The 22,890-nt window shown below is 50.6% G+C and carries 12 protein-coding genes; 8 read left to right on the forward strand and 4 right to left on the reverse strand.

Annotated features, from left to right (window positions below; genetic code table 11):
- The first annotated feature begins 31 nt into the window (after positions 1–31).
- The gene (locus tag AC3WQT_RS18950) at positions 32–8,416 is read left to right on the forward strand and encodes an RHS repeat-associated core domain-containing protein (protein ID WP_492706023.1); all 8,385 of its coding nucleotides are present in this window, start codon (positions 32–34) and stop codon (positions 8,414–8,416) included.
- A complete protein-coding gene (locus tag AC3WQT_RS18955) occupies positions 8,413–9,213 on the forward strand; it encodes a hypothetical protein (protein ID WP_492706024.1) in 801 nt (266 codons plus the stop codon). The genes AC3WQT_RS18950 and AC3WQT_RS18955 overlap by 4 nt, the downstream gene beginning before the upstream one ends.
- 291 nt (positions 9,214–9,504) lie before the next feature.
- Here AC3WQT_RS18955 and AC3WQT_RS18960 read toward each other — a convergent pair whose 3' ends face one another.
- A complete protein-coding gene (locus AC3WQT_RS18960; RefSeq protein WP_492706026.1) occupies positions 9,505–9,963 on the reverse strand; it encodes an integrase core domain-containing protein in 459 nt (152 codons plus the stop codon).
- Positions 9,964–10,438: 475 nt separating this feature from the next.
- Here AC3WQT_RS18960 and AC3WQT_RS18965 point away from each other — a divergent pair, with 475 nt between their 5' ends.
- Genes AC3WQT_RS18965 through AC3WQT_RS18985 form a run of 5 tightly spaced genes read left to right on the forward strand, consistent with a single transcriptional unit; the run spans position 10,439 to position 17,550 of the window.
- Positions 10,439–11,266 carry an ABC transporter permease gene (locus AC3WQT_RS18965; protein ID WP_492706028.1) on the forward strand — a complete coding sequence of 276 codons (828 nt, stop codon included), beginning with the start codon at positions 10,439–10,441 and terminating at the stop codon, positions 11,264–11,266.
- On the forward strand, positions 11,256–12,584 hold the full coding sequence (locus AC3WQT_RS18970; RefSeq protein WP_492706029.1) for an ABC transporter ATP-binding protein: 1,329 nt from the start codon (positions 11,256–11,258) through the stop codon (positions 12,582–12,584). Before AC3WQT_RS18965 ends, AC3WQT_RS18970 begins: the two co-directional genes overlap by 11 nt.
- A gap of 51 nt (positions 12,585–12,635) precedes the next feature.
- Entirely contained in the window at positions 12,636–15,143 is a 2,508-nt protein-coding gene (locus tag AC3WQT_RS18975) for a methyltransferase (RefSeq protein ID WP_492706031.1), read from the forward strand.
- Between the two features lie 41 nt (positions 15,144–15,184).
- Entirely contained in the window at positions 15,185–16,339 is a 1,155-nt protein-coding gene (gene wecB / locus AC3WQT_RS18980; RefSeq protein WP_492706033.1) for a non-hydrolyzing UDP-N-acetylglucosamine 2-epimerase, read from the forward strand.
- On the forward strand, positions 16,336–17,550 hold the full coding sequence (locus tag AC3WQT_RS18985; protein WP_492706035.1) for a glycosyltransferase family protein: 1,215 nt from the start codon (positions 16,336–16,338) through the stop codon (positions 17,548–17,550). Before wecB ends, AC3WQT_RS18985 begins: the two co-directional genes overlap by 4 nt.
- A 149-nt stretch (positions 17,551–17,699) precedes the next feature.
- On the opposite strand, the gene AC3WQT_RS18990 is transcribed toward AC3WQT_RS18985, so the two are convergent.
- From AC3WQT_RS18990 to AC3WQT_RS19000, 3 genes are all read right to left on the reverse strand, one after another.
- The gene (locus AC3WQT_RS18990; protein ID WP_492706037.1) at positions 17,700–18,737 is read right to left on the reverse strand and encodes an acyltransferase family protein; all 1,038 of its coding nucleotides are present in this window, start codon (positions 18,735–18,737) and stop codon (positions 17,700–17,702) included.
- Positions 18,738–18,913: 176 nt separating this feature from the next.
- On the reverse strand, positions 18,914–19,594 hold the full coding sequence (locus tag AC3WQT_RS18995; RefSeq protein WP_492706038.1) for a Fe2+-dependent dioxygenase: 681 nt from the start codon (positions 19,592–19,594) through the stop codon (positions 18,914–18,916).
- 52 nt (positions 19,595–19,646) lie between these two features.
- Positions 19,647–21,923, reverse strand: a complete 2,277-nt coding sequence (locus AC3WQT_RS19000) for a catecholate siderophore receptor Fiu (protein WP_492706040.1) — start codon at positions 21,921–21,923, stop codon at positions 19,647–19,649.
- Between the two features lie 356 nt (positions 21,924–22,279).
- Between AC3WQT_RS19000 and AC3WQT_RS19005 the strand changes: the two genes are divergently transcribed.
- Positions 22,280–22,801 (forward strand): outer membrane lipoprotein, encoded by a 522-nt coding sequence (locus AC3WQT_RS19005; protein ID WP_492706042.1) that lies wholly within the window; start codon positions 22,280–22,282, stop codon positions 22,799–22,801.
- Positions 22,802–22,890: the final 89 nt, after the last annotated feature.

Below are 22,890 nucleotides of genomic sequence, written 5' to 3' on the forward strand. Positions count from 1 at the left end.
TCAGAAATACTTATTACCAAGAGTAAAACTTATGTTCCGCAACATTCCATTACAACGCAGCGTAGCCAGTATCGTCCTGGCGAGTTTCGTCAGCAGCCTGCTGTCCCCCTTGGCGATGGCGCAAGGTACAGTGACAGCTGCCCCCCGTGTTGCGGACAGTAACAACAGCGTTCTGCTACCGCTGGGACCACGCAAACTGCCGACAAGCAAAGGTATGGCCGTCACCATGCCAACGGCCACAACAGCGAACACTAAAGTATCCCTGCTGGCCCCAGCACCAGCGGCCAGCAATACCGCCAGCACTGCCAGTGCCGACTATGCCCGCGCATTGAATAAACTGATCGACCTCAGTACGCAAGCCAGTCCGCAAAGTCTTGCCAATAACGCCTCAGCCCTGAGCGTCATCACCAGCATACGCAGTCAATACCAGATACTGCAGCAACAACAGCAATTCATGAGCAAAGCTTTTACCGCAACAGAAAGCTTCCTCACCCAAAACAAATTAACCGGCACCGTCCTCCAGCGCCATCAAAGCATGGTCAGTGAATTTACTGCCCGCGCCAAACTGCTGCAAGATGCCTACGCTCCACTTGACAGTGCCGCAGCAGGCAAAGGTGATGTAGTTGCCGCACTCAAACAATGGCAACAAGCGATCAAGCAATACGGCAGCCAGGGCAGTGCACTCAACGGCACCAAACTGCCATGGGGTAACAATAGCGATCAGGCGCGTAAAACAACTACAGCATCAGCACAATCGAATCAGTTAGCTTCTGTCACAAGCACAAATCGCCAGTCACCACCGCCTGCATTTGCACCAGCGCCAAGTGCAGCCGTGGCAGCAGGTAGCCTGTCCGGGCTGACTTTGCCTGACACCATCCTGACCGATACACCAGTCGCTGCAGACCTCGCAGCCGCTGAAGAAATCCAGCTGACTTCAGACATACAGTCCCTGGCCGCCTCTTTGCAGAACAACCCAGTTGCCATCTACAACTACGTACGCAACAACATCAAATACAAAGTCGGTTATGGCAGCCTGCAAGGCGCAGCCCAGACTTTGCAAGCCAAGAGCGGCAACGACATCGATACCGCCAGTTTACTGATTGCGCTTAACCGTGCAGCAGGCATCCCATCCCGTTACGTCTACGGCACAGTCGAAGTTCCGACACAACGCTTATTGAATTGGCTGCACGTCGACAACGTTAGCGCAGCGCAATCATTGTTAAGTCAGGCAGGCGTACCCAACAAAGCCATCATCCAGGGCGCACAGATTACCGCCATCCAGGTAGAACACGTCTGGGTAGAAGCCTATGTCGATGCCAGCCCCAGCCGTGGTGCCCGCAACAACACCGCCAGCACCTGGCTGCCGCTCGACCCCAGCTTCAAACAACTCACATCCCAGTCAGCCTTGAACCTGCGCAGCAGCGTCAGCCTCAATGAAGCCGGTGTATTTGACATCGCCAAACAAGGTGCCAACTGCACCCCTGATTACGGACAAAGTCTCAACCAGGCCAATATCCAGACCAGCTTCACCAGCTACCAGAACCAGCTCAACCAAGTCCTGAATCAGCAAGGCACTGACCTCACCATAGGCACGGTATTAGGCAGCAATGTCATCAGCGCAGAGAACTACGCCATCCTCATGGGCAGCTTGCCCTATAAAACCATCGTTAAAAGCGCCGCCTTCCAGGCCATGCCTGTTAACTTGAAGGGAGCAGTGCGCCTGCAAGTATTTGCCAACAGCGCAGCACAAGCTCAGGGCACAGCCACTGTCAGCATCAACAGCAGCTACGCCGCCCTGGCAGGCAAACGCCTGACCCTGAGTTTTAGTCCCGCCACCCAGTCCGATGCCGACGTACTCGCCGCCTACCTGCCCAAAGCCCATGCCGACAACAGCCCGGTGACTGCCAGCGAATTTCCGCTCAGCGTCCCCGGCTACCTGATACAGGTCAAGGCAGAACTCCGTCTGGATGGCCAGCTCGTCGCCAGCGGTGGCAGCTTCACGCTCGGCAGCGAACTCAACGCTTCCATAGGCAGCTTCGAGCCCGCCAGTGGTGGCTGGAACGACAACAACTTCAGCGTCCATGCCGGTGACTATCACGCCATCGTTGCCGACACCCAGGGCATCAACCCCGCCCAACTGAACGCCGTCCAGCAAAGACTCACCGCTACCCAGGCTAAACTGACCAGCCAGCCCGGTAGCGTGAGCCGCGACGACCTCACAGGTGATTTACTGCACCAGACCATACTCGCTTATTTCGCCACCGCAGACGCCAACAGCGCCATCTTCCAGCGTGCCGCAGGCGTGGTTGAACAACGCCTGCCATCATTAGGCAGGGCAGTGGCACAAGCCATACCCGACATGGCCCTCGGCCTCGTCAACAGCGTCTCCTTCCCCGGTGTCGCACTTGATATTGACCGCCTCCAGACAGCGGTAGCAAATCAAACGGATGGTCTGAGTCCTGCTGCCTACACCCGCCAGAGCAACCAGCGCAATGTGGCTTACGCCCACATGGTTTTAGAAAAGCACTACAGCCAGTCACAAAACCCCACCGCTGCTGCCTCACCGATTCGTGTGCTTGCCAAAGCCGCCGCGCTGCCACAGGCACAACAACAAAGCGTCTATGCAGTCACCAGCAGCAACCTTGCTGCTGCTCTGTTAAAGCTCAACCTCAGCAACAGCCAGTCCATCGATGTACAAAATGCCGTCGGTGCCGGTTACCGTGTCCTCGTCCCGCAAAGTCCGCAAACCATGAGCGGCTGGACAGGGCAGGCCATGCAGATCGAAGACATCCAGACCGGTGCCGGTGCCTACCGCCTGTCCGGCAATAACGGCAACACCACCGCCGCCATCCTCGCTACACAAGGAATGGGCTGGCTCGCCATGGCAGAACCAGCACTGGCTGCGGGCAGCATCACCCCCGCAGTCAATGCCGCCAAAGCCTACGACACCGTCCTCGCCAGCATGATGCCTGGTGGCGGCACTGACAATACCGACAGCGTACGCTGGTCCTATTTCAGCGGCCAGGCCGACGTCGCCAGTGGTCTCTTCCTCGCCCGTCTGGCTGGTGCACAAAGCAATAGCACCTGCGACAACCTCAGCGCCATCATCGCCGCCAACCTCGGCACCACCACCGCCTTTGATGGTGACCCCGGTGATATCGCCAGCGTCCCCGTCATCACCAGCGCGCCTGTCACCGCCGCTGTTGCTGGCCTGGCCTACCGCTATCCCGTCGCAGCCCAAGACCCCAAAGGCGCCAGCCTCAGCTACAGCCTCACCGACGCACCCAGTGGCATGAGCATCAGCAGCACCGGCGTCATCAGCTGGGCCAGCCCGGTACTGGGCAGCTTCAACGTCACCCTGCGCGCAGACAATGGCAAAGCCTATGCAGAACAACGCTACTTGCTCACCGTGAGCGACCATGCCCTGGCACTCAGTATCAGCATGGCCGTGGCACCCGCCCTGGTCAACATAGGCGACAAAGTCACCGTCACTGTCCTCACCAACGGCGGTACCGGCAACATCAGCACCAGCGTTACTGTCGATGGCATCGCACAAACACTTGATGCCCAAGGCATAGTCACCATCACCGCCACTGCCACAGGCGCGCACCAGGTCGTCGCTACCGCCAAAGATGACCTGAGCACCGTCACAAAAACCAGCCTCTATAGTGTCGCCAACCCCGCAGACACCAGCTTACCCACGGCCCAGATCAGCACCCCGACAGATGACGTAGAAATCACCGCACCAACCACCATTATCGGCACTGCCACCGCACAAAACCTCGCCTACTACCAGTTGCTCATGCGCGCGGCTGGCACCGACAAATGGCAAGAACTCGCCCGTGGTTACCAAAACATCAGCAACGGCACCCTCGGCAAGTTTGACCCGACGCAACTGCAAAACGGCATCTACGAACTCAGCCTTATCACCGTCAATACCAATGGTGTCCAGGCCAGCCACATGATCACCCTGGACGTCACCCGTAACCTCAAGATAGGCCAGTTCAGCATCAGCTTTGAAGACCTCAACGTCCAGGCCTCCGGCATCCCCATCAGGATCACCCGCACCTACGACACTCGTCGCAAGGGCCAGGCGCTCGACTTCGGGCAAGGCTGGAGTGTGGATTACCAGAACGTCCAGATCCGCAAAAACATCATCCTCGGACTCGAATGGGATCTCATCACCATCCCCAGCCAGTTCACCACCTGCCTGCGTCCAAGAGGCAAGCGCAAGATTGACGTCACCCTGCCAACCGGCGATGTCGCCCGCTTTGAAGCCCGCAACGAACAAGAGTGTGGCGTCACCGCGCCACCAGTGAAGATACTCTTTACCGCCTTGCCCGGCACCACTGCCAAACTCGAACTCGGAGACGAACTCAGGCAGATCCAGCCACAGGGCGGCATGCTGATCGACCTCAGAACCGTCGATGAAAGCCAGACCACCGCCTGGAATCCCAAATACTACAAACTCACGACAGAAGACAACTACGTCTACTATCTGACCGATGGTATAGGCATCACCAGCATCAAAGACCCGAACGGCAACGTCCTGACCTACAGCGACAGTGGTGTCTCCCATTCAAATGGCACGGCAGCCACTTTTACAAGAGACGCCAGCCACCGCATCACTGCCGTCACTGATCCTGCAGGCAAACAGATCCGCTACGCCTACAACGCCACCGGCGACCTCATCAGCGTCACCGACCGCAATGGTGCGGTGTCGAAGATGACGTATGACGCTAACCACAGTCTTATTAGCTATACCGATCCGAATGGCAAGCTGGCGGCGAGGTTTGAGTATGACCAGAGTGGCAGACTGATTGCGAGTTATGACGCCAATGGTAAAGCTGTCCAGATGCAGCATGACATCGACAACAATCAGCAGACCGTCACTGACCGCAGGGGCAATAAAACTACCTATACGTATGACAATAACGGAAATGTGACGAAGGTAGTCAACGCTCTGAACCAAACAACGACTTATACCTATGATGCTAATGGGAATCAAGCGACGGTGACTGATCCCTTAGGAAATACTACGAAAAGTACTTATGATCCGCAGACTTACAAGCAGTTGAGTGAGACTGATCCGCTGGGGAACACAACAGGCTGGGAATATGATCCTGAAACCAAAACTCAGCTCAAGTCGAGTCTTGATGCCAAAGGTACTAAGACTTACTATAGCTATTTTAATCGTGGCATCCGCGTTGATGAAGCTTTAGGGCGCTATGCTCACATTGGTAATGACGATGCAGGTAACATCACATCATTTACACTCAGCGACCAACTGACACGTTTTCAAAATGATGCCAAGGGCAATAAAATCAGCGAGACGGATGCGGCAGGTAAAGTGACGACTTACGCTTACGATAGCAACGGTAAAGAATTAAGCCGTAGCTGGATTGCTACTGTCATGGTCAATGGTGTGCCGACGCAAAAAAATGTTAGCGTCTCCAGAACTCTGGATTCAGAAGGACGTGTCATCAGTGAAACGGACGCATTAGGTGCCATCAGTAAGACGGAATACACAGCGGGTGGGCAGGTAAGTGCAACGACAGACCCGCAAGGACGACGTACCACGTTCAATTATGACGACACGGGGCGTTTGACTACCACCACCTACCCTGACGGCAATTCCACGACGACTGTTTACGATGCCGGTGGCAACGTACACAGTGAGACTGATCGCCAGGGCAGAAGTACACGTTACGAGTACGATGCTCTTAATCGCCTGACTAAGACGACAGCACCGGACGGTAGCAGCACCATTACTACCTATGATGACGCTGGCCGTATTGCCAGCACTAGCGACGCAAAAAACAACACGACCACTCATGGCTACGATGCTATTGGTCGCTTGATTAGTCAGACCGATGCTAAAGGCAAGCAAACCAAATTTGAATATGACAGTGTTGGTAATCGGACCAAGGTAACTGATGCGACCAACAAAGTTACCCAGTTTGAATATGATGTACTCAATCGTCTGGTCAAAACGACGTATCCAGATAACAGCACCAGCAGCATCGTCTGGAATATCAATGGCACTAAACAGTCGGAGACGGACCCGGCTAGTAATACCACAACTTATGGTTATGACCCTGTTGGTCGCTTGAATCAGGTCACGCAGACCAATGCAACGACGCAACAGCAGACCATTTATGGTTATGATAGTAATGGTAACAAGACCAGTCAGACCGATGCACAAGGACACGTCACAACTTGGGCTTATGACGCCAACAACCGCCTGACCAGCCGTACTTTACCTGTCGGGCAGTCAGAGAGCTTTAGCTATGATGTAGCAGGCAACCTAGTCCAGAAGACCGACTTTGCTGGCAAGGTAACAAGCTACGTCTATGATGCACTTGGGCAAATCACGCTGACCAGTTACCCTGATGGCAGCAGTGTCAGCATTACTTACACAGCCAACGGGCAAGTCGCTAGCTCAACCATTGCTGGTGGCAACAACAGTAATGGTCGCCAGAACGGTCAGACGATCTTTACTTATGATGCTAGCGACAGGGTCACGAAACAGGTCAAACCGGATGGCAGCTACTTGGCTTATGCGTATGACGCCAACGGCAATATCAGTCAACGTAGTACAGCAGCAGGCACAATCAGCTATGGCTATGACAAGAATCAAAGACTCATCGATGTAACAAATAGTGCCACCAACAGCAGCACTAGCTATACCTGGGATGATGCAGGACGACTGGCAGCGGCTACAACACCGGATGGTGTGACAGCCAACTACAGCTATGATCCAAACGGACGCTTGCTGCAATTGTTGCATGTTAAAGGTAGCAGTGTTGTTGCTGGCAGTCGCTATACATTGGCTGTCAACGGTCAGCGGACAAAAGTTGAGGAGTTCGATACACAAAGCACGCAAGCAAATCTGCTTGCAGCTAACCCTGTCCGCACGACAAGTTATCAGTATGATGGCGTGAACCGACTCACGCAGGAACTGGTCAAGGACAGAAGCAGCGCAACTGTTCGCACCACCGACTATCAGTACGATAAAGTAGGTAACCACAGTCAGAAGACTGAGGCTACGGCAAGCGGTACAACGACGACGACCTACACTTATGATGCCAACGACAGGCTGACACAGGAAACAAAAACGGCAGGGGCAACTAGCATTGTCACCAGCTACACGTGGGATGACAAGGGTAATCTGAGTACAAAGACCACGGGTGGGCAAGTTACGATTTATGGCTGGAATGCGGGTAATCGTCTGGTAGAAATCAAGCAGGGGGCAAGCCTGGTAAGCGCCATCACTATTGCCAGATATAGTTATGATGCTTACGGTAGTCGTGTACAGAAGATTGAACCCGGGCAAAACACCAGTCCAGATAAAGTTACTAACTATCTGGTGGACGAAAGCTTCCCATATGCGCAGACGATACAAGAGTCAGTAACTCAGGGAGCGGGAAGTCAAACTACAAACTATTTATGGGGTTTGGGGTTAATCGCGCAGAATAGGGCAGGGCAGCAGAGTTTCTATCATGCTGACGCGCTGGGTAGTGTCAAAGCACTTACTGACTCCGCAGGGATTGTGACGGATGCTTATCAGTATGATGCGTTTGGGTCAGTGGTCAATAAGACGGGAACGACTGCGAGCAATTACCGTTATACCGGAGAGTACTTTGATGACAGTATCAATATGCAATATAACAGGGCTAGATGGTATGACGCGAGCGTAGGCAGGTTTGTTGGACAAGATGATTTCAGTGGTGCGATATCTCGTCCACAAACATTAAACAAGTATGTCTATGCTGATGACGACCCGGTAAACCGAGTAGATCCTCTTGGCAATTTTAGTATCGCGCAGTCTCAGGCTAGCATAGGCGTGCAGTTAGCGTTAGTGCGTGCTTATACAAGTGCTACATTAACCACGGCTAAAAATTTAGCTACTTATGTACAGCTTGTAACGAATCCCCTTGGCGCAGTGAACCATTCTAGTCACCTTGCCAAGCAAACAGAGAAATGCCTCTCAAGTTCAGGAGGGGATGGATGTGATTCATTTGGGACACCAATACTTTTTATTGGGGCTAATCATTCGGAACATGCTGACTTGGTAATTGAAAATCTATCATTGCATCCAATTCAAACGCATCTTCACTATTCTAAGGATGGGCACAACCGAGACTGGTTGAACGCATATCGAGGACCCGGTCAACCATGCCAAAACACAACAAAAACATCTGGGTACGATTGCGATGAATATCCTTATTCCAAAACAGTTGAAGGTGGTCCAGAAGGAGATTTTACAATACGGCGAACATTGGTGGGTCATAATCGGGGCGCTGGCGCGGTGTTCAAGCATATGCTGACAAATTGTGGAGTATCTAACGGGGGGGGATTTTTTGTAATTCCTGTGCCATGGTTGCCAAGATCAACATACAGGTGTAGAAAATGATAAGATTATATTTAGTAGTGGCATTGATACTTTTGGCGTTGTTCACTAGTGCTTGCTCTCGCAAACAGGAGAAAATAAAAATGACTTATTTTTCGACAATTGATTCTGGTTATCAGTCTAAGCCTAACGAATGGGTTAACTTTCTCAATTGTGTTTCAAAGAAAAATGAATATGGCACGGGAAATAATTTATTTGAAATAAAAGACGAAAAGTATTGGCTATCTATAGAATCTGAAGTTAGAAAAATTTCTTCATCGATTGAGTCAAAAATAGGAAAACCCCTTCCTAAATCTTATCTTCACTTCTTGGTGGTCACTGAAGGAATATATAAATTATCTTTTGAAGGTCCGTTACCAAATTCGAATTTCATGCCCTTAACTTCTATCATGACTTTTCATGAAGATCTTAAAGGGGATATCGAATATTGGAGCGATGCAAACAGAATTGGTAATGATCAAGAATATTATGTCTATGGGGTGGGAGCAGATGGTCATATGAAAGCCGATCCTTTAAGATATGTCGGAAGTCAAGTTGCAAATTTGATTTCTGTTGGATATATTGATGGCGATGGTTTTATCGCATTAAATCCGGCCGAGATTAGTAAGGACGGTGAATGGGAAGCTTGGTATCTGGATTGGAGAGCTGTTGGAGTAAAGCGATTTCGTTCATTTGCTGAGCTATTTCAGAATATTGCACATTCGAAATTAAAAAAGAATAACAAAGCGCCTCCTTATAGCTCAACTGATTTAAAAACATCTTGCGCATCACTTCTTCAGACATCTGCATTATCGGATTGAGTTTTGAGTGTTGCTGCTGCTGCCCTGTTCAGTGTTCAGTTAAACCAAATTCCTTGCCCTGTTTGGCGTTCGATTGACCAGAAACATTCAATCCGATCTGCATTTTTTGCAGAAATCGATAGATGTTTTGGCTCAGTTGAACGCTGAGCTGTTTAATTTTTAATCAATAAAGTCAAATCCATTGGCTCGTTTGCTTAAACTTTGCGCAAATCGTTTGTTAAAGACGAACACCCTCCCGAACAGCATTGCTGCCCGCTCTCGATGCTCATTTTGATTCGGAGATATTTGCCGCTAATGCCGCAAATAATACCCACGCAACAAACCATTCCAAGCCTCAATGTGTTGCACCGATGTCGGTGCAATTTTGTATGGATCAATCCCCCGCCATGCTTCAGTAGGCGTCATGCCATGCAAATGCTGATGCGGTCTTATCGCGTTGTACCGGGTCGCAAATTCCGCCAGCAGGCTATCCAGTGCAGAGCCATCCTTAGGCACAATCAAATTCAACTTCTGCTTGAGCGTTAAAAAGAAACGTTCGATTCGCCCATTCTGCCAAGGCTTGCCAGGTTGGCTGAATTCATGGCGGATGCCAAGCTTGTTCATTCCTCTTTTGAACTCTGCACTGCGAAACACAGAAGCATTGTCTGTACGAACCATTTTAGGCTTGCCGAACAACCTGACCGCTGCCGCAAGCTGCTCAAGTATCGCTTCCGAAGTCGCTGCTTCAAGTCGAGTCAGTAGCAAATTCAAGCGCGTCCCAACGCAGTCATTTCGGAAGTTTCCAGGCTTCAGCGCATGCGAAATTCTGCGTGATTTTTCTTTATAGACTCAAATCGCAATATTCGCATATCAAAAAAATCCAATCGTTCTACATGTGTACAAATTGCATACAATTGCACGACACTTGTTAGAAATACTCTTTATCACCTCTCCCTATAATCCCCATCTGAAACAGTGTTTGTCAGTTGCATGTCCCTGATGCGCAATAGATCAGCGTTTGCATGATGTGAACTTGTACGAGTTCTTATGCATGAGTCTGGCCTCTGGTCGCCGGGCAGGGGAGCAGTACATGTATTTGTGCTGCGAAAATTAATTACCTCAACTTGTTTAAGCCTTGGACATTCTGTATCCCTGTGGGGAGGATGAGTTTCGTCTGTGTTTTTTGAAGTTGGATGTCGGTAGCTTGCGGTTCTCAGCACGCCGCGAATTTTTTGAAATGAATTGAATGAATCCACACGCAGCACCGTCCAGTACACCTTTGAGTTTGTTCAACTCATTGCGTCTGCATCGCAGGCTCATAGCGAGTTTGATACAGCGTGAAGTGCTGATGCGCTATCAGGGGTCGTTGCTGGGTTTGTTGTGGTCTTTTTTTAATCCTGTGTTGATGCTGGCGGTGTACACCTTTGTTTTTAGTGTGGTGTTCAAGGCGCGCTGGGCAGGTGGGTCTGAGTCGAAGACGGAATTTGCACTTGTATTGTTTGCGGGCTTGATGGTGTTTGGTTTGTTTTCTGAATGCGTGAGCCGTGCGCCTGGTCTGGTGGTCAGCAATGTGAACTATGTCAAGAAGGTGATATTTCCCCTGGAGATTTTGCCTGTGGTGGCAATGGGGGCGGCTTGTTTTCACTTGATGGTCAGCTTTACAGTCTGGCTGATTTTTTATTCGATATTTTTTGGCGTGCCGCCTGCGACGATTTTTATCCTGCCCCTGGTTTTGTTGCCCCTGGTCTTGCTGAGTTTGGGTGTGAGCTGGTTGCTGGCTTCGCTGGGTGTTTTTATTCGTGACATACATCAGGTGGTGGGTGTTGCAGTGTCAGTGCTGACATTTTTGTCGCCGGTGTTTTATCCAATAGCGGCTTTGCCGGATGGCTTTCGTGCTGTCGTTCAGGTCAGCCCTTTGACGCAGGTGATAGAACAGAGTCGTGATGCCATGATCTGGGGTAAGCCGCTGGATTGGCAAAGCTGGCTGGTTTATTTTTTATTGTCAGGTGTTGTTGCCTGGCTGGGTTTTGCCTGGTTTCAAAAGACGCGCAAGGGATTTGCTGATGTCCTCTAAGTTTTCCATCAAGGTCGAGCAATTGAGCAAGTGTTACCAGCTCTACGACCAGCCGCAGGACAGGTTGAAGCAAATGCTTTTATCCCGCTCCAAGACTTACTACCGTGAATTTTGGGCTTTGCGTGATGTGTCCTTTGAGATTGCGCCAGGCGAGACCGTGGGCATTATAGGTCGCAATGGCAGTGGCAAGTCCAGCCTGTTGCAAATGATATGCGGCACACTGTCGCCAACATCTGGCGCGGTGGCGACGCATGGCAGGCTGGCTGCCTTGCTGGAGCTGGGGGCTGGTTTTAATACTGAGTTTACCGGGCGTGAAAATGTCTTGCTGAATGCGGCGATCCTGGGTTTCCCGCAAGAGCAGATGCTGGAGCGTATGGGCGAGATACTGGCCTTCTCAGAGCTCGGCGACTTTCTGGATCAACCGGTCAAGACCTATTCCAGCGGCATGTATGCGCGCCTGGCGTTTTCGATTGCGATTCATGTTGATCCGGAAATTCTGATCGTGGATGAGGCGCTGGCTGTGGGCGATGCGCGCTTTGTTGCCAAGTGCATGCGCCGTATCAAGGATATACAGAAAACCGGTGCCAGCATTTTGTTTGTCAGCCATGACGTCAGCTCGGTACGCACCTTGTGCGACCGTGCCATCTGGCTGGACAAGGGGCGCATGCTGGAGCAGGGCGATGTCTTTCCTGTCACCGGGCGCTATATGGAAATGATGTTTCAGGATGATGATGCTAGCGATGATGACGAACATGAAGCCATGCATGCGGCGAATGTTCCAGCGCTTGGAAATGTACTGGCTGAAGTGGCGTTGGAAGACATTGCGCTTGATAGTCGGCCAGTTACCCATTGGGGCTCACACAAGGGCCTGATACTTTCTGCGGCTGTGCTGGATGCCAGTGGTGCACGCCGCGATGTTCACGATTGGGGCAAAAGCATGGAGATCAGGATCAGCCTGCGCATACCACAAAGTATAGACAGAGAGCACTTGAGTATTGCTGTCTCCATCAAGGATTTAAAAGGTAGCGACCTGATCGTTTCGACCACCCATGATTTTGAAGCCCGGTGCTTGCCAGACGATGACAATTTTGAAGTAAGTTTCAAACTCATCAATCCTTTGGTCACGGGTAAATACCTTCTGGTCGCTGCAGTAGAGAACCGCCTGCACCGCGACATTCACTACTACGAATACATAGAGGGTGCGCATTACTTTTCTTCACTCGCGGATCAACGCTTCTTTGGTTTGTTTCAGCCGTCGATCTCGCAAGAGATTGTTGCGCCTGCACTCGACCTGAAGCTAAAGAAACTGGCTGCCTGAAGACAATGAAGTGCTCTTCATCAAAATTAATCAGTGATAAATAACACGAACATGCAAACAGAAATTAATTCCTGCGCGTATTGGGATGCGCGATTTGAAAATGATTGGCTGGCCTGCAAAGGCGATAAACAATCACGTTTCTTTGCCAGCATCGCCATCCAGCAATTGCCAGGCTGGTTGCTTGATCAAATCCGGCAAGAGAAATTAAGCGTGGCGGATTGGGGTTGTGCACAAGGAGATGGTACTGATGTTTGGGCCAGCTATGTACCGGCTGATCAGATTAAGGGTGTGGATTTTTCTGCTGCGGCGATACAGCAGGCGCATACACGTTATCCCTCCCTGGAGTTTGCAAATACGGACTGGCTGGCGTCATCTGCATCAGATCAGGATGCATTTGATGTAGTATTTTCTTCGAATACGCTGGAACATTTTCATCAGCCTTACCAGGTTTTGCAAACGCTGAGTCAGCGGGCGAAGAAAGCGTTGGTTCTGGCTTTGCCTTACCGTGAGATGGAGCGTGAGAGCGAGCATTTCTATTCTTTCTTGCCAGAGAATATTCCACTACAACTGGAAAATGGTTTCAACCTGATCTGGGCCAAGGTGCTGGATTGTCGTCCTTTGCCAGATAGCCTGTGGCAGGGGGAGCAAATCATACTGATGTATGCAGATATGAGCTGGCTTAAAAAGCTGGGCTTGCGCCTGAGTCATGTGCATATGATGCAAACTGATGTGCAATCTGAATTGCTTCAATTGCAAACTTCTCTGAGCGAATATCAACTGCAATTGCAGCATGCGCAGCAAGCTCAAAAATCGCTTGAGTTGCAAAGCGTGCATCAGGAGCACATGTTGTTGCAACATGAAAGGGCCTGTCAACAGCAGCAACTGGATATCGCCGAATTGCTTTTGAAATGTGAAAAACTACAGCAAGACATAGACAAGAAGGTGCAACAGATACTTGGTCTGGAAGGTCAAATAGCCAGCCGCGAACACGCCCTGCAAGTGCAAGGAAAAGCGCAAGCTGAGTTGCAGAATGTGACAGACAGTCTGCAAAAGAAAGCGGATGACTACGACAAGCTGGTTCAGCAACTGGACCTTCGTGATGCGCAAATCAGCAGGCTCAATCTGGATGTGCATTACAAGGAGCAAGCTATCAGGGAGATGAAGCAGTCTTACTCCTGGATATTGACGCGGCCCTTGCGTTTTACCGGACAGTTCTTTCAAAGCCCTGGGCGCGCCTGTTATGACCTTGCCAAATTCATGTTCTGGCGTTTGCCAGCAAAAATGCGCTGGGCATTGCATGGCCCAAGACATGATTTTGTACGCTGGGTGAGAGCGTCAGCTTTACCTCTTAATACACCGCAGTTGGTGGCTGCAGGAATTCCGGCAATCGCTGGTAACACAAGCACACCTGTCGCTGTAAAAATGGTAAAAAACACAGATTTGAGCTGGCCTGAATTTCAACAAAAAGTATTGTCGCGCCGCGCAGATTACAAGGGCATCTTTGTGCAGGAACTGGTGATTGACTGGAATGTGCCTTTGTATCAACGCCCCCAGCATATCGCTGCTGCCTTTGGCCGTCTTGGCTATCTGGTGATTTACCGCACTGACAATTGGGCAGGTGATGATGTGCAGGGCTGCAGGGAAGTCGCAAGGAATGTCTGGATCACGAACCGCCATGAAGTCAATCAGTTGCAGGGTGTGGTGCGTTCTCTGTATTCAACAGCCTATGCCAATACACCAGAGCTGTTATTGGAAAATGGCAAACGCGGCACTTTGGTGTATGAATACATAGATCATATCGACCCGCAAATCAGCGGCGATGCAGAAAACGTGCGCCGTTTGCTGGCACTGAAGGATTTCGCTTTCAATGGCGGCGCAGATTATGTGGTGGCATCTGCCAAAAAACTGCATGAAGAAGCCGTTGCTGCAGTCGGCGCAGATAAAGTCATCCTCGCACAAAACGGTGTGGATACTGCGCATTACCGTCACCCCAAACACTTGAGTACGCCGCTGCCGCAAAACCTGCAAAATTTTCGCGCCAAATACAGCAAGGTAGTTGGCTATTTCGGCGCGCTTGCTCCCTGGCTGTGGTATGAGGCTGTGGCTGATCTGGTTGCCAGTCGCCCTGATCTTGGCTTTGTGTTTATCGGGCCTGATTACTACGGTGGTTCAGACAAACTGGTGAAGGCTGACAATCTTTTGTATATGGGGACGGTGGATTATCAAATCCTGCCAGCCTATGCCCGTCAGTTTGATGTTTGTTTTATTCCATTCGCCCCCGGCGAAATCGCCCGTACCACTTCACCCCTCAAATTATTTGAATACTTTGCGCTGGAAAAACCTGTGGTTGTGACCAGGGATATGGCGGAGTGTGTCGCGTTTGAAGAAGTATTTTCTGGCAACAGCGTGGAATCTTTAAGCACTGCGCTGGATGCCGCCTTTGCGGTGAAAGATGCCCCTGAATTTACCCAACGCCTGGCTGATCTGGCGGATGCCAATGACTGGGATTGTCGGGCCAGGGCGATGGAAAAGGCATTTCAAAAATCTTCACTGCATTGAAATGCATGGACAGTAATTTCTGAATCTGAAAGTAAATCATCATGAAAAAAATATTGTGTGTCGTTGGTACCCGTCCTGAAGCCATCAAGATGGCCCCCGTTATTCTGGCCTTGAAGCAAGAACCCTGGGCGCAGGTAAGGGTACTGGCAACGGCACAACATCGCCAGATGCTGGATCAGGTGCTGTCATTTTTTGATATTGAAGCTGATATTGATTTGAACATGATGCGCCCTAACCAGTCATTGACGACACTCACTGGCCGCATGTTGCTGGATCTGGATGCGGTCTTGTTGGAAGAGAAACCGGATGTGGTACTGGTACAGGGGGATACGACAACTGTCATGACGGTATCGCTGGCTTGTTTTTATCACCGCATACCTATTGGTCACGTTGAAGCGGGCTTACGTACATGGGATAAGCAAAATCCATTTCCAGAAGAAGCAAACCGGGTATTGACCGGTCGCCTGGCACAATGGCATTTCGCGCCAACAGAAAGCTCACGCCAGAATCTCTTGCGTGAAGGTGTGGCTGATAGTGACATCATCGTCACTGGCAATACAGTGATTGATGCCTTGCTGATGACGGCGGAGCGTGAGCTGAGCCTGGGTTTGGAACTGGATGCAGGCAAACGCATGGTACTCATTACTTCACACAGGCGTGAAAATTTTGGTGAACCCTTCGCAGATATCTGTCGTGCCATACTCAAGCTGGCACAGGATAATCCAGATGTACAATTCCTTTACCCTGTGCATCCAAACCCGAATGTCAAGGAAGTTGCCCATGCAACGCTTGGGGAGAGTGCCAATATTCATTTGTGCGCACCTCTGGACTATGCGCCTTTCGTGGCTGCGATGAAGCGTGCTTATCTGATCATCAGTGATTCTGGTGGGGTGCAGGAAGAAGCGCCAGCGCTGGCCAAGCCTGTGCTGGTCCTGCGTGAAGAAACGGAAAGGCCAGAAGCAGTAGAGCAGGGTGTGGTGAAGCTTGTCGGCGCAAATTACGACAATATCGTCGCAGAGACACAAAAACTGCTGGATGATGAGCTTGCCTATAAGGAGATGGCAAGAGGTGTATCGCCCTATGGCGATGGCCTGGCAGCCGGGCGGATCGTGCTGGTACTCAAGCAATACTATGCAGCTCAGGATAATTCTACCGATAGTGATACCGAAGCTGCACTTGAAGCCGAGCCTGCATGATGCGCCTCGTCTACCTCTCGCCTGTTCCCTGGAACAGCTTTGCCCAAAGACCCCACCAGTTTGTGCGCTGGTTTCACCAGCAATTCAACGCCAGAGTATTGTGGGTAGACCCGTATCCTACGCGTTTTCCAGACATGAGCGATGTACAACGTGTGCTGGTTTCAAAATTTGCGCAGGCATCTGCTGTTGCTGGCACAGTCAGGGATAAAGAAAATCCAGAAAAAGCGGACTGGCTGACACTGGTCAAGGTTCCTGCCTTGCCGATAGAACCTTTGCCTGCTTCCGGATTTTTGCAGCAATGGTTTTGGCGCAAGGCCATGGCGGAGATAGATGCATTTGTCGTCAATGGCAAGGCACAGATAGTTGTTGGCAAGCCTTCCAAGCTGGCTTTGCAGGTTTTGGCGCGTTATCCCGAAATGTCCTCCATGTATGATGCCATGGATGATTTTCCGGCCTTCTATGAAGGCTTGTCCAGCAAGGCCATGGAGCATACAGAGGGCAAGCTGGCTGCCAGGGTCAATAAGATAGTGGTTTCTTCCAGCGCCGTTTCTCGTTTTTCTGATCAGGCTGACAAACTGAGCCTGATCCTGAATGCCTGTGACAGTGATAACCTGCCACCTCCATTGCCAAGGTCAGAGCAGTCACCCGTCTATGGTTATGTGGGAACGATAGGGCACTGGTTCGACTGGGATGCAGTCGTCAAGCTTGCATCGTCCCTGATCAACACTGAGCCGCGTGCCCTTGTGCGCCTGATAGGGCCAGTGTTCACGCCGCCACCTTGCGCATTGCCAAAAAATGTACAAATTCTGCCGGCATGCAGCCATGCGCGTGCCATGCAGGCCATGCAGAAATTTTCTGTAGGCTTGATACCGTTCAAACGCAAGTTGCTGACGGCCTCGGTTGATCCTATCAAGTACTATGAATACCGCTCGCTGGGGATACCGGTTTTATCATCTGACTTTGGTGAGATGTCTTTGCGGGCAGATGAGGACGGGGTGTTTTTATACAACGGGGATAGTGATTTTACGACTTTGCTCAAGACTTGCCTGCGGCATCGCAGCAGTGTAGATGGTCTTAGCAAGTTCAGAGCAGATAATTCCTGGGCCGCTCGTTTTGCCGGATTGATACCGCTGTTTGATGCCGGTGCTGATCACAGGGGCCGTAGGAGATCGGCCACCAGGCTTGAGCAATTCGCCTGGCAACGTGCTTAATCTTTTGTCTTAGAACCTGTTTCCGGTCTGTAGCGAGCGTCAGCGGGGTGAAGAGCAGCGCAGAAAGCGGAATGTACTCTAGTACATGAGCATTTTGAGCAGCACATGAGCCTCGATCACGCTCGCGCAGTAAGATCGGAAACAGGTTCTTAGCGCTCAAACCGGGTTTTCAAGTTCAAGAACCAGGATTCATAATAGCGAAAGCTGATGCTGGCAAGGATGGTCGTCACAATCAGCGTCAGCAAGAAAACCGCAATCCCTGGTTCATTAATCTGCAAGACAGCAAAAAGTTTGGTGACAAAGTTTTTGCACAACATGTGCAGCATATACATGCCATAACTGATCGACCCCAGATAGGCGATGGGTTTCAATGACAGTATGGGGGCCAGAGGATGGCGTTCCTGAATGACGCAAGCCCCAACCAGACCCGCAAACAATATTGAGGCAATAAAGCCAGGCAATATATTGCCGAGCAAGACTAACAGCAGTGCGATGAAGAACATAGGTGCTGACCATGTCTGGCCAAGGATGCGGTAAAGCCAGGCAAAATGCGTTTCATTGTTCAAGCCTATCGCCAGCAAGGCACCGACGACGATGGGTAATTGTATGATATCGAATGCGCGCAGCCCTGCTATTTGGCTTGCTACGCAAACAGCAATGACGCTAATCAGGATGATACCGGCTCTCTTTACCGAACCAGCCAGTAATAATAATGGTGGCCACACCAGATAGAATTGCTCTTCCGCTGCCAGTGACCAGGCAAAATAAAAGATCACCCGTCCATCCAGGGCGACGAAGATATTCGAGGTGTAAGTTGCAAAGTAGATGAGGTTGTGAAAGAAAGCCTGGCCTACTTCAGAATGTCTTTCCAGCGCATATACCAGGGCGATATACAGAGCCAGTGTGCCGTAATACAGAGGGAAGATGCGCAGTGAACGGCGCAGGTAAAATGCCTTGAGGTCTATCTTGCCATTGCGCTCGCGTTCTCTTAACAGCAAGGTCGTGATCAGGAATCCGCTGATGGCAAAGAATAATTGCACACCTTGTGCACCTATGCCGGCCAGTACTTCATTGATTCCCGCAGGGGCAGTGTGATGCCAGATGACGGCGATGATACTGATGGCGCGCAAACCATCCAGGGATGCAAATCTCTTATTTGACAGGTAATCGGCAAACGGCTTAAACATCCATGCCCCTGGCAGACTGGCTGGTGTGCTTGTCTAATTTCATGTTTGTCTGATCTGAATGCGTTTGCTGGGATGGACAGTCTTCGGTTAAGGCAAGTTTACCTTTAAGTAAGAAAACCCGCATGGAAATTTATCTTTGCGGGCTTTGCTGTTTAATTTGCACGCGACAAGCAAGCTCAGGTTTCTGACCACATGCGCAAGAGATTGTGGTACTGGCCTGTCAGGCTTAATACTTCTGCACTATCACCAAGCAAGCTGCGCAGGCGGGTGATGTTCTGGTCCATTTCAAACAGCATGGTGCGGCGTGCATCGTCGCGTATCATGCTTTGCGTCCATAAGAACGAACATACACGTTCACCGCGGGTGACTGGCAAGACCTGGTGCAGGCTGGTGGATGGGTAGAGTATCAAGTCACCAGCTGGCAGTTTGACTTCATGGGTGCCATAGGTATCCACCACTTCAAGCTCGCCGCCATCGTATTCTTCCGGGTCACACAGAAACAGCGTAGAAGATACATCGGTGCGCAGACTATAGTTGGCATTGGCAACATTGCGCACGGCGCCATCTACATGCAGGCCATAGTGTTCGCCACCAGCATAAGAGTTAAACAGTGGCGGCACGATGCGCAAGGGCAGGGCAGCGGCGAAAAACAGGGGATTATTTTTTAATGCAGCCAGAACGATGTGGCCCAGTTCTTGTGCCAATGCAGAGTGCTCAGGCAGTTGACGGTTGCGTTTTACCTGCGCGCCTTGTGCGCCTACAGTTTGTTTACCATCAACCCAGTTTGCTGCGTCCAGCCTTAGTCTTATTGCGCTGACTTGCTCACGGCTGAGCACGCCAGGTATATGTAACATCATTACGATTGCTCCAGAAAAAAGCCCCTCGGGGAGAGGGGCCAGTTTGATTGCTTTAGAATTTTACATTTGCTGTCAGGCTGACCGCTCTTGGTGTACCTGGAGTATAACGGTAACCACTCTTATTAATGGCAGCAACATAGACTTTGTCTGCAATGTTATTGATGTTCAATTGCAGGTCTATATTTTTGTTGATGGCATAGCTGGCCATGGAATCAAATACCCAATACGCTTCAGTCTTTGCCGGTGTGCCGACTGCGCCATCAGTGCCGCGCAACAGTGCATCAACAAAACGAGCGCCACCGCCAATTTTGATACCCATAGGTAACTGGTAAGAAGTCCAGGCCGTGAAGCTTTGCTTAGGTGTGTAGCTCAGGTTGTTGATGCCGCTGGCAGTCACCAGTGGGCCACTTTCAACACTGGTATCCATGCGCGTGTAACCTGCGCTGACCAGCCAGTTGCGGTTGATCGCGCCTGTCACGCCCAGCTCTACACCTTGCACGCGTTTTTTGCCTGTTTGGTAGTACAGCAAGTCTGTCAGGTTCTGCACGACTTCATTGGATACTTCGGTACGGTAGATCGCTGCTGTGAAAGACAGTTTCTGCTCCAGCAAATCCCACTTGGTACCAATTTCCATATTCTTGGTTTCTTGCGGATCAAACTTTGGATTGGCGGCGCTGCTGGCAGATGCGCTCAAGGCAAAGTTGGAGCCACCAGGCGGCTGCTTGGAAGTGGAATACGATGCATAGACACTGCTGTCCTTGGTTGGTTTATACAATGCCCCCAGTTTGAAGTTGACCAGGTTACCGGCCATGTTCAGGTTGGTTGGTATTAATGTGCCAACTGGTAAAGTGGGATTGGCCGTAGCAGTGGACAAGCTGGCGGCGGAATAGTCTGTCGTGTAATGGTCAATACGTACACCTGCGTTGACTTGCCACTCAGGGCTGAATTTGATCGTGTCAAATACGTAGGCGCTGGCAGTATTGGTTGCGCCACGGGTGAAGACGGCATTACGTACCGGGTTCAGGCCAGTGACCGGGTCACGTGGATTAGGGTTGTAGAAATTAGCTGCTGGCAAGGTACCCAGGCCATCATTGCCCCAGGTATTTTGTTTTTCGCTGGTGATTTCAATGCCGCCGACCACGCTGTGTTTCAGGCCGCCCAAATCCAGGTCTGCCACCAGGTTAGTCTGGTTGGTCAGGATTTCATTTTCCTGGTCTTTTAAAGTACGCGTGCCGCGTGCCAGTGTCCAGGTAGACAGATCAGTTACTGAGGGTGTCAACAGATTGGCAGTTGAACCCATGAAAGAGGTCAACAGGTAATGCTGGCTGGTTTTGCCGTAGCGTGCTGTATTGATCAGTTTTACCTTGTCGCTGAAGTCATGTTCAATGCGGCCAGTCAGCATGTCAGCTGTGACTTTGTCAAAGTCATTGACAGAGCCGTAGAAATTCTCTGGATTGACTTTAGGTGCAGTACTGATGAAAGAGCGTTTTGGGTCCGGGCTGGTATAGCCAGGCAGACCTACTGTAGGTACGCCACCATCAGGTACATTGTCTTGTTGCACATGCAGGTAATTCAGATAGAAACGGGTAGGCGACTTCAGGCCGAAGGCGAAGGATGGAGCAACACCCCAGCGCTTATTTTTGAGTTCATTACGGCCAACCACGCCACTATCCTGATCCACGACGTTCAAACGGAATGCAGAACCTTGTTCAGCACTGATAGCCTTGTTCCAGTCCAGTGCAATACGTTTTTGGCTGCCACTGCCGATAGTTGCATTGCCCAGGATGGCATCATCAAGAGTTGCCTGTTTGCTGACCAGGTTGACGGAGCCTGTAGGTGCGCCGCGGCCACTGTCCGTGCCGGCAGGGCCTTTCAGTACGTCGATTTGTTCAATGTTGAACAAGTCACGGGAAATCGAGCCTAAATCACGTACACCATCTACATAAATGCTGCTGGAGGCATCAAAGCCACGCATGTAGATGCTGTCACCAGTGCTGGTGCTACCATTTTCACCGAGGAAGAAAGCGCCAACGCCTGGCGTATTGCGCAGGGCTTCAGTCAGTGTCAAGGCACCTTGCTGATCAATGAGTTCGCGTTTGATGACAGTAATAGTCTGAGTAGTATCTACCAGCGGCTGAGTGTATTTAGGGGAAGACGCTTTGTCTGCCTTGAAATCATTCTCGGTTTTTGCGGTGACTTTAACCTCTGGCAAAGCAGGGTCAGCTGCGTGGGCGGCGATAGGCAGCAAAAATGCTGCTGCGGCAAGTGTCATCGTGTGATTGATGCGCGAATTTAAATTAGTGTGCTTGCGACTCTTGATGTGAACCATGATATTTCCTGGATGATAATGAAAATAAAATACCGCTGGCTTTTCTTCAAGAATGGCTGAGGTAGGAATGTAAAAAAATCAGAGCGCAATTGTAACGAAATGAAATGTGAAAGTAAATGATAATCGTTCTTATTAGTATTTGATTCGTATCAGTTGCGACGCAAATGTCCTGGAAATGGTCTATGGTGCAATTGAATACGGGAGTAAAAACGACTTGGAAGCAATGTCTTGATTGATTTTCTTTTTGATAAGAAATTGTAAGTGATTGTTATTTCGAGAGATATTTCGGCACATCCAGTCAACAATAAGCTTGCTGTCGCGTTAAGTGACTACATTACCTATTTTCGGAGTTCATCATGCGCAAGCTTATTATCCTGACCATTACTGCAGTAGTTGCGCTGGCAGGATGTGCGGTCCAGCGTTATCCCGCTCAAACGCAGAATCAGTATCCTCAGCAATATCAGACCCAGCAGCAATATCCGGCTTATGGGCAAAACCCGCAGAATTATCCTGCGCAGCAGTATCAAAACACCTATGTGGACACAGCGGTTATTGTGGGCATGCGTGATGTGAATGTTGGTAGCGGCGGCTCTTCTGGCGGTGGTGCAGTGGTGGGGGCTTTGCTTGGTGGTGTACTTGGTCATCAGGTCGGTAAAGGCACTGGGCGTGATCTTGCTACTGTAGGTGGCGCGATTGCCGGCGGCGTTATCGGTAATGAAATGGAGCGCAATTCCACCCCAAGACGCAAGCTGGAATTGACTTTGCGTCTGCCCAATGGCGACCAGCGTGCAGTACTGGTTGAGCCAAGTAATTATTATCGTGTAGGCGACAGAATCAGAGTGACTTATCAGAACGGTCAAATGGTCCTGGCACCCTGAGCGTGCATGCCACGATGGATTAGACCCGTCTTGACTGTATTGAATAAAAAATCCACATGCTTCATTGCGTGTGGATTTTTTTATTTTCA

The organism is Undibacterium sp. FW305-107 (genome assembly GCF_058788535.1).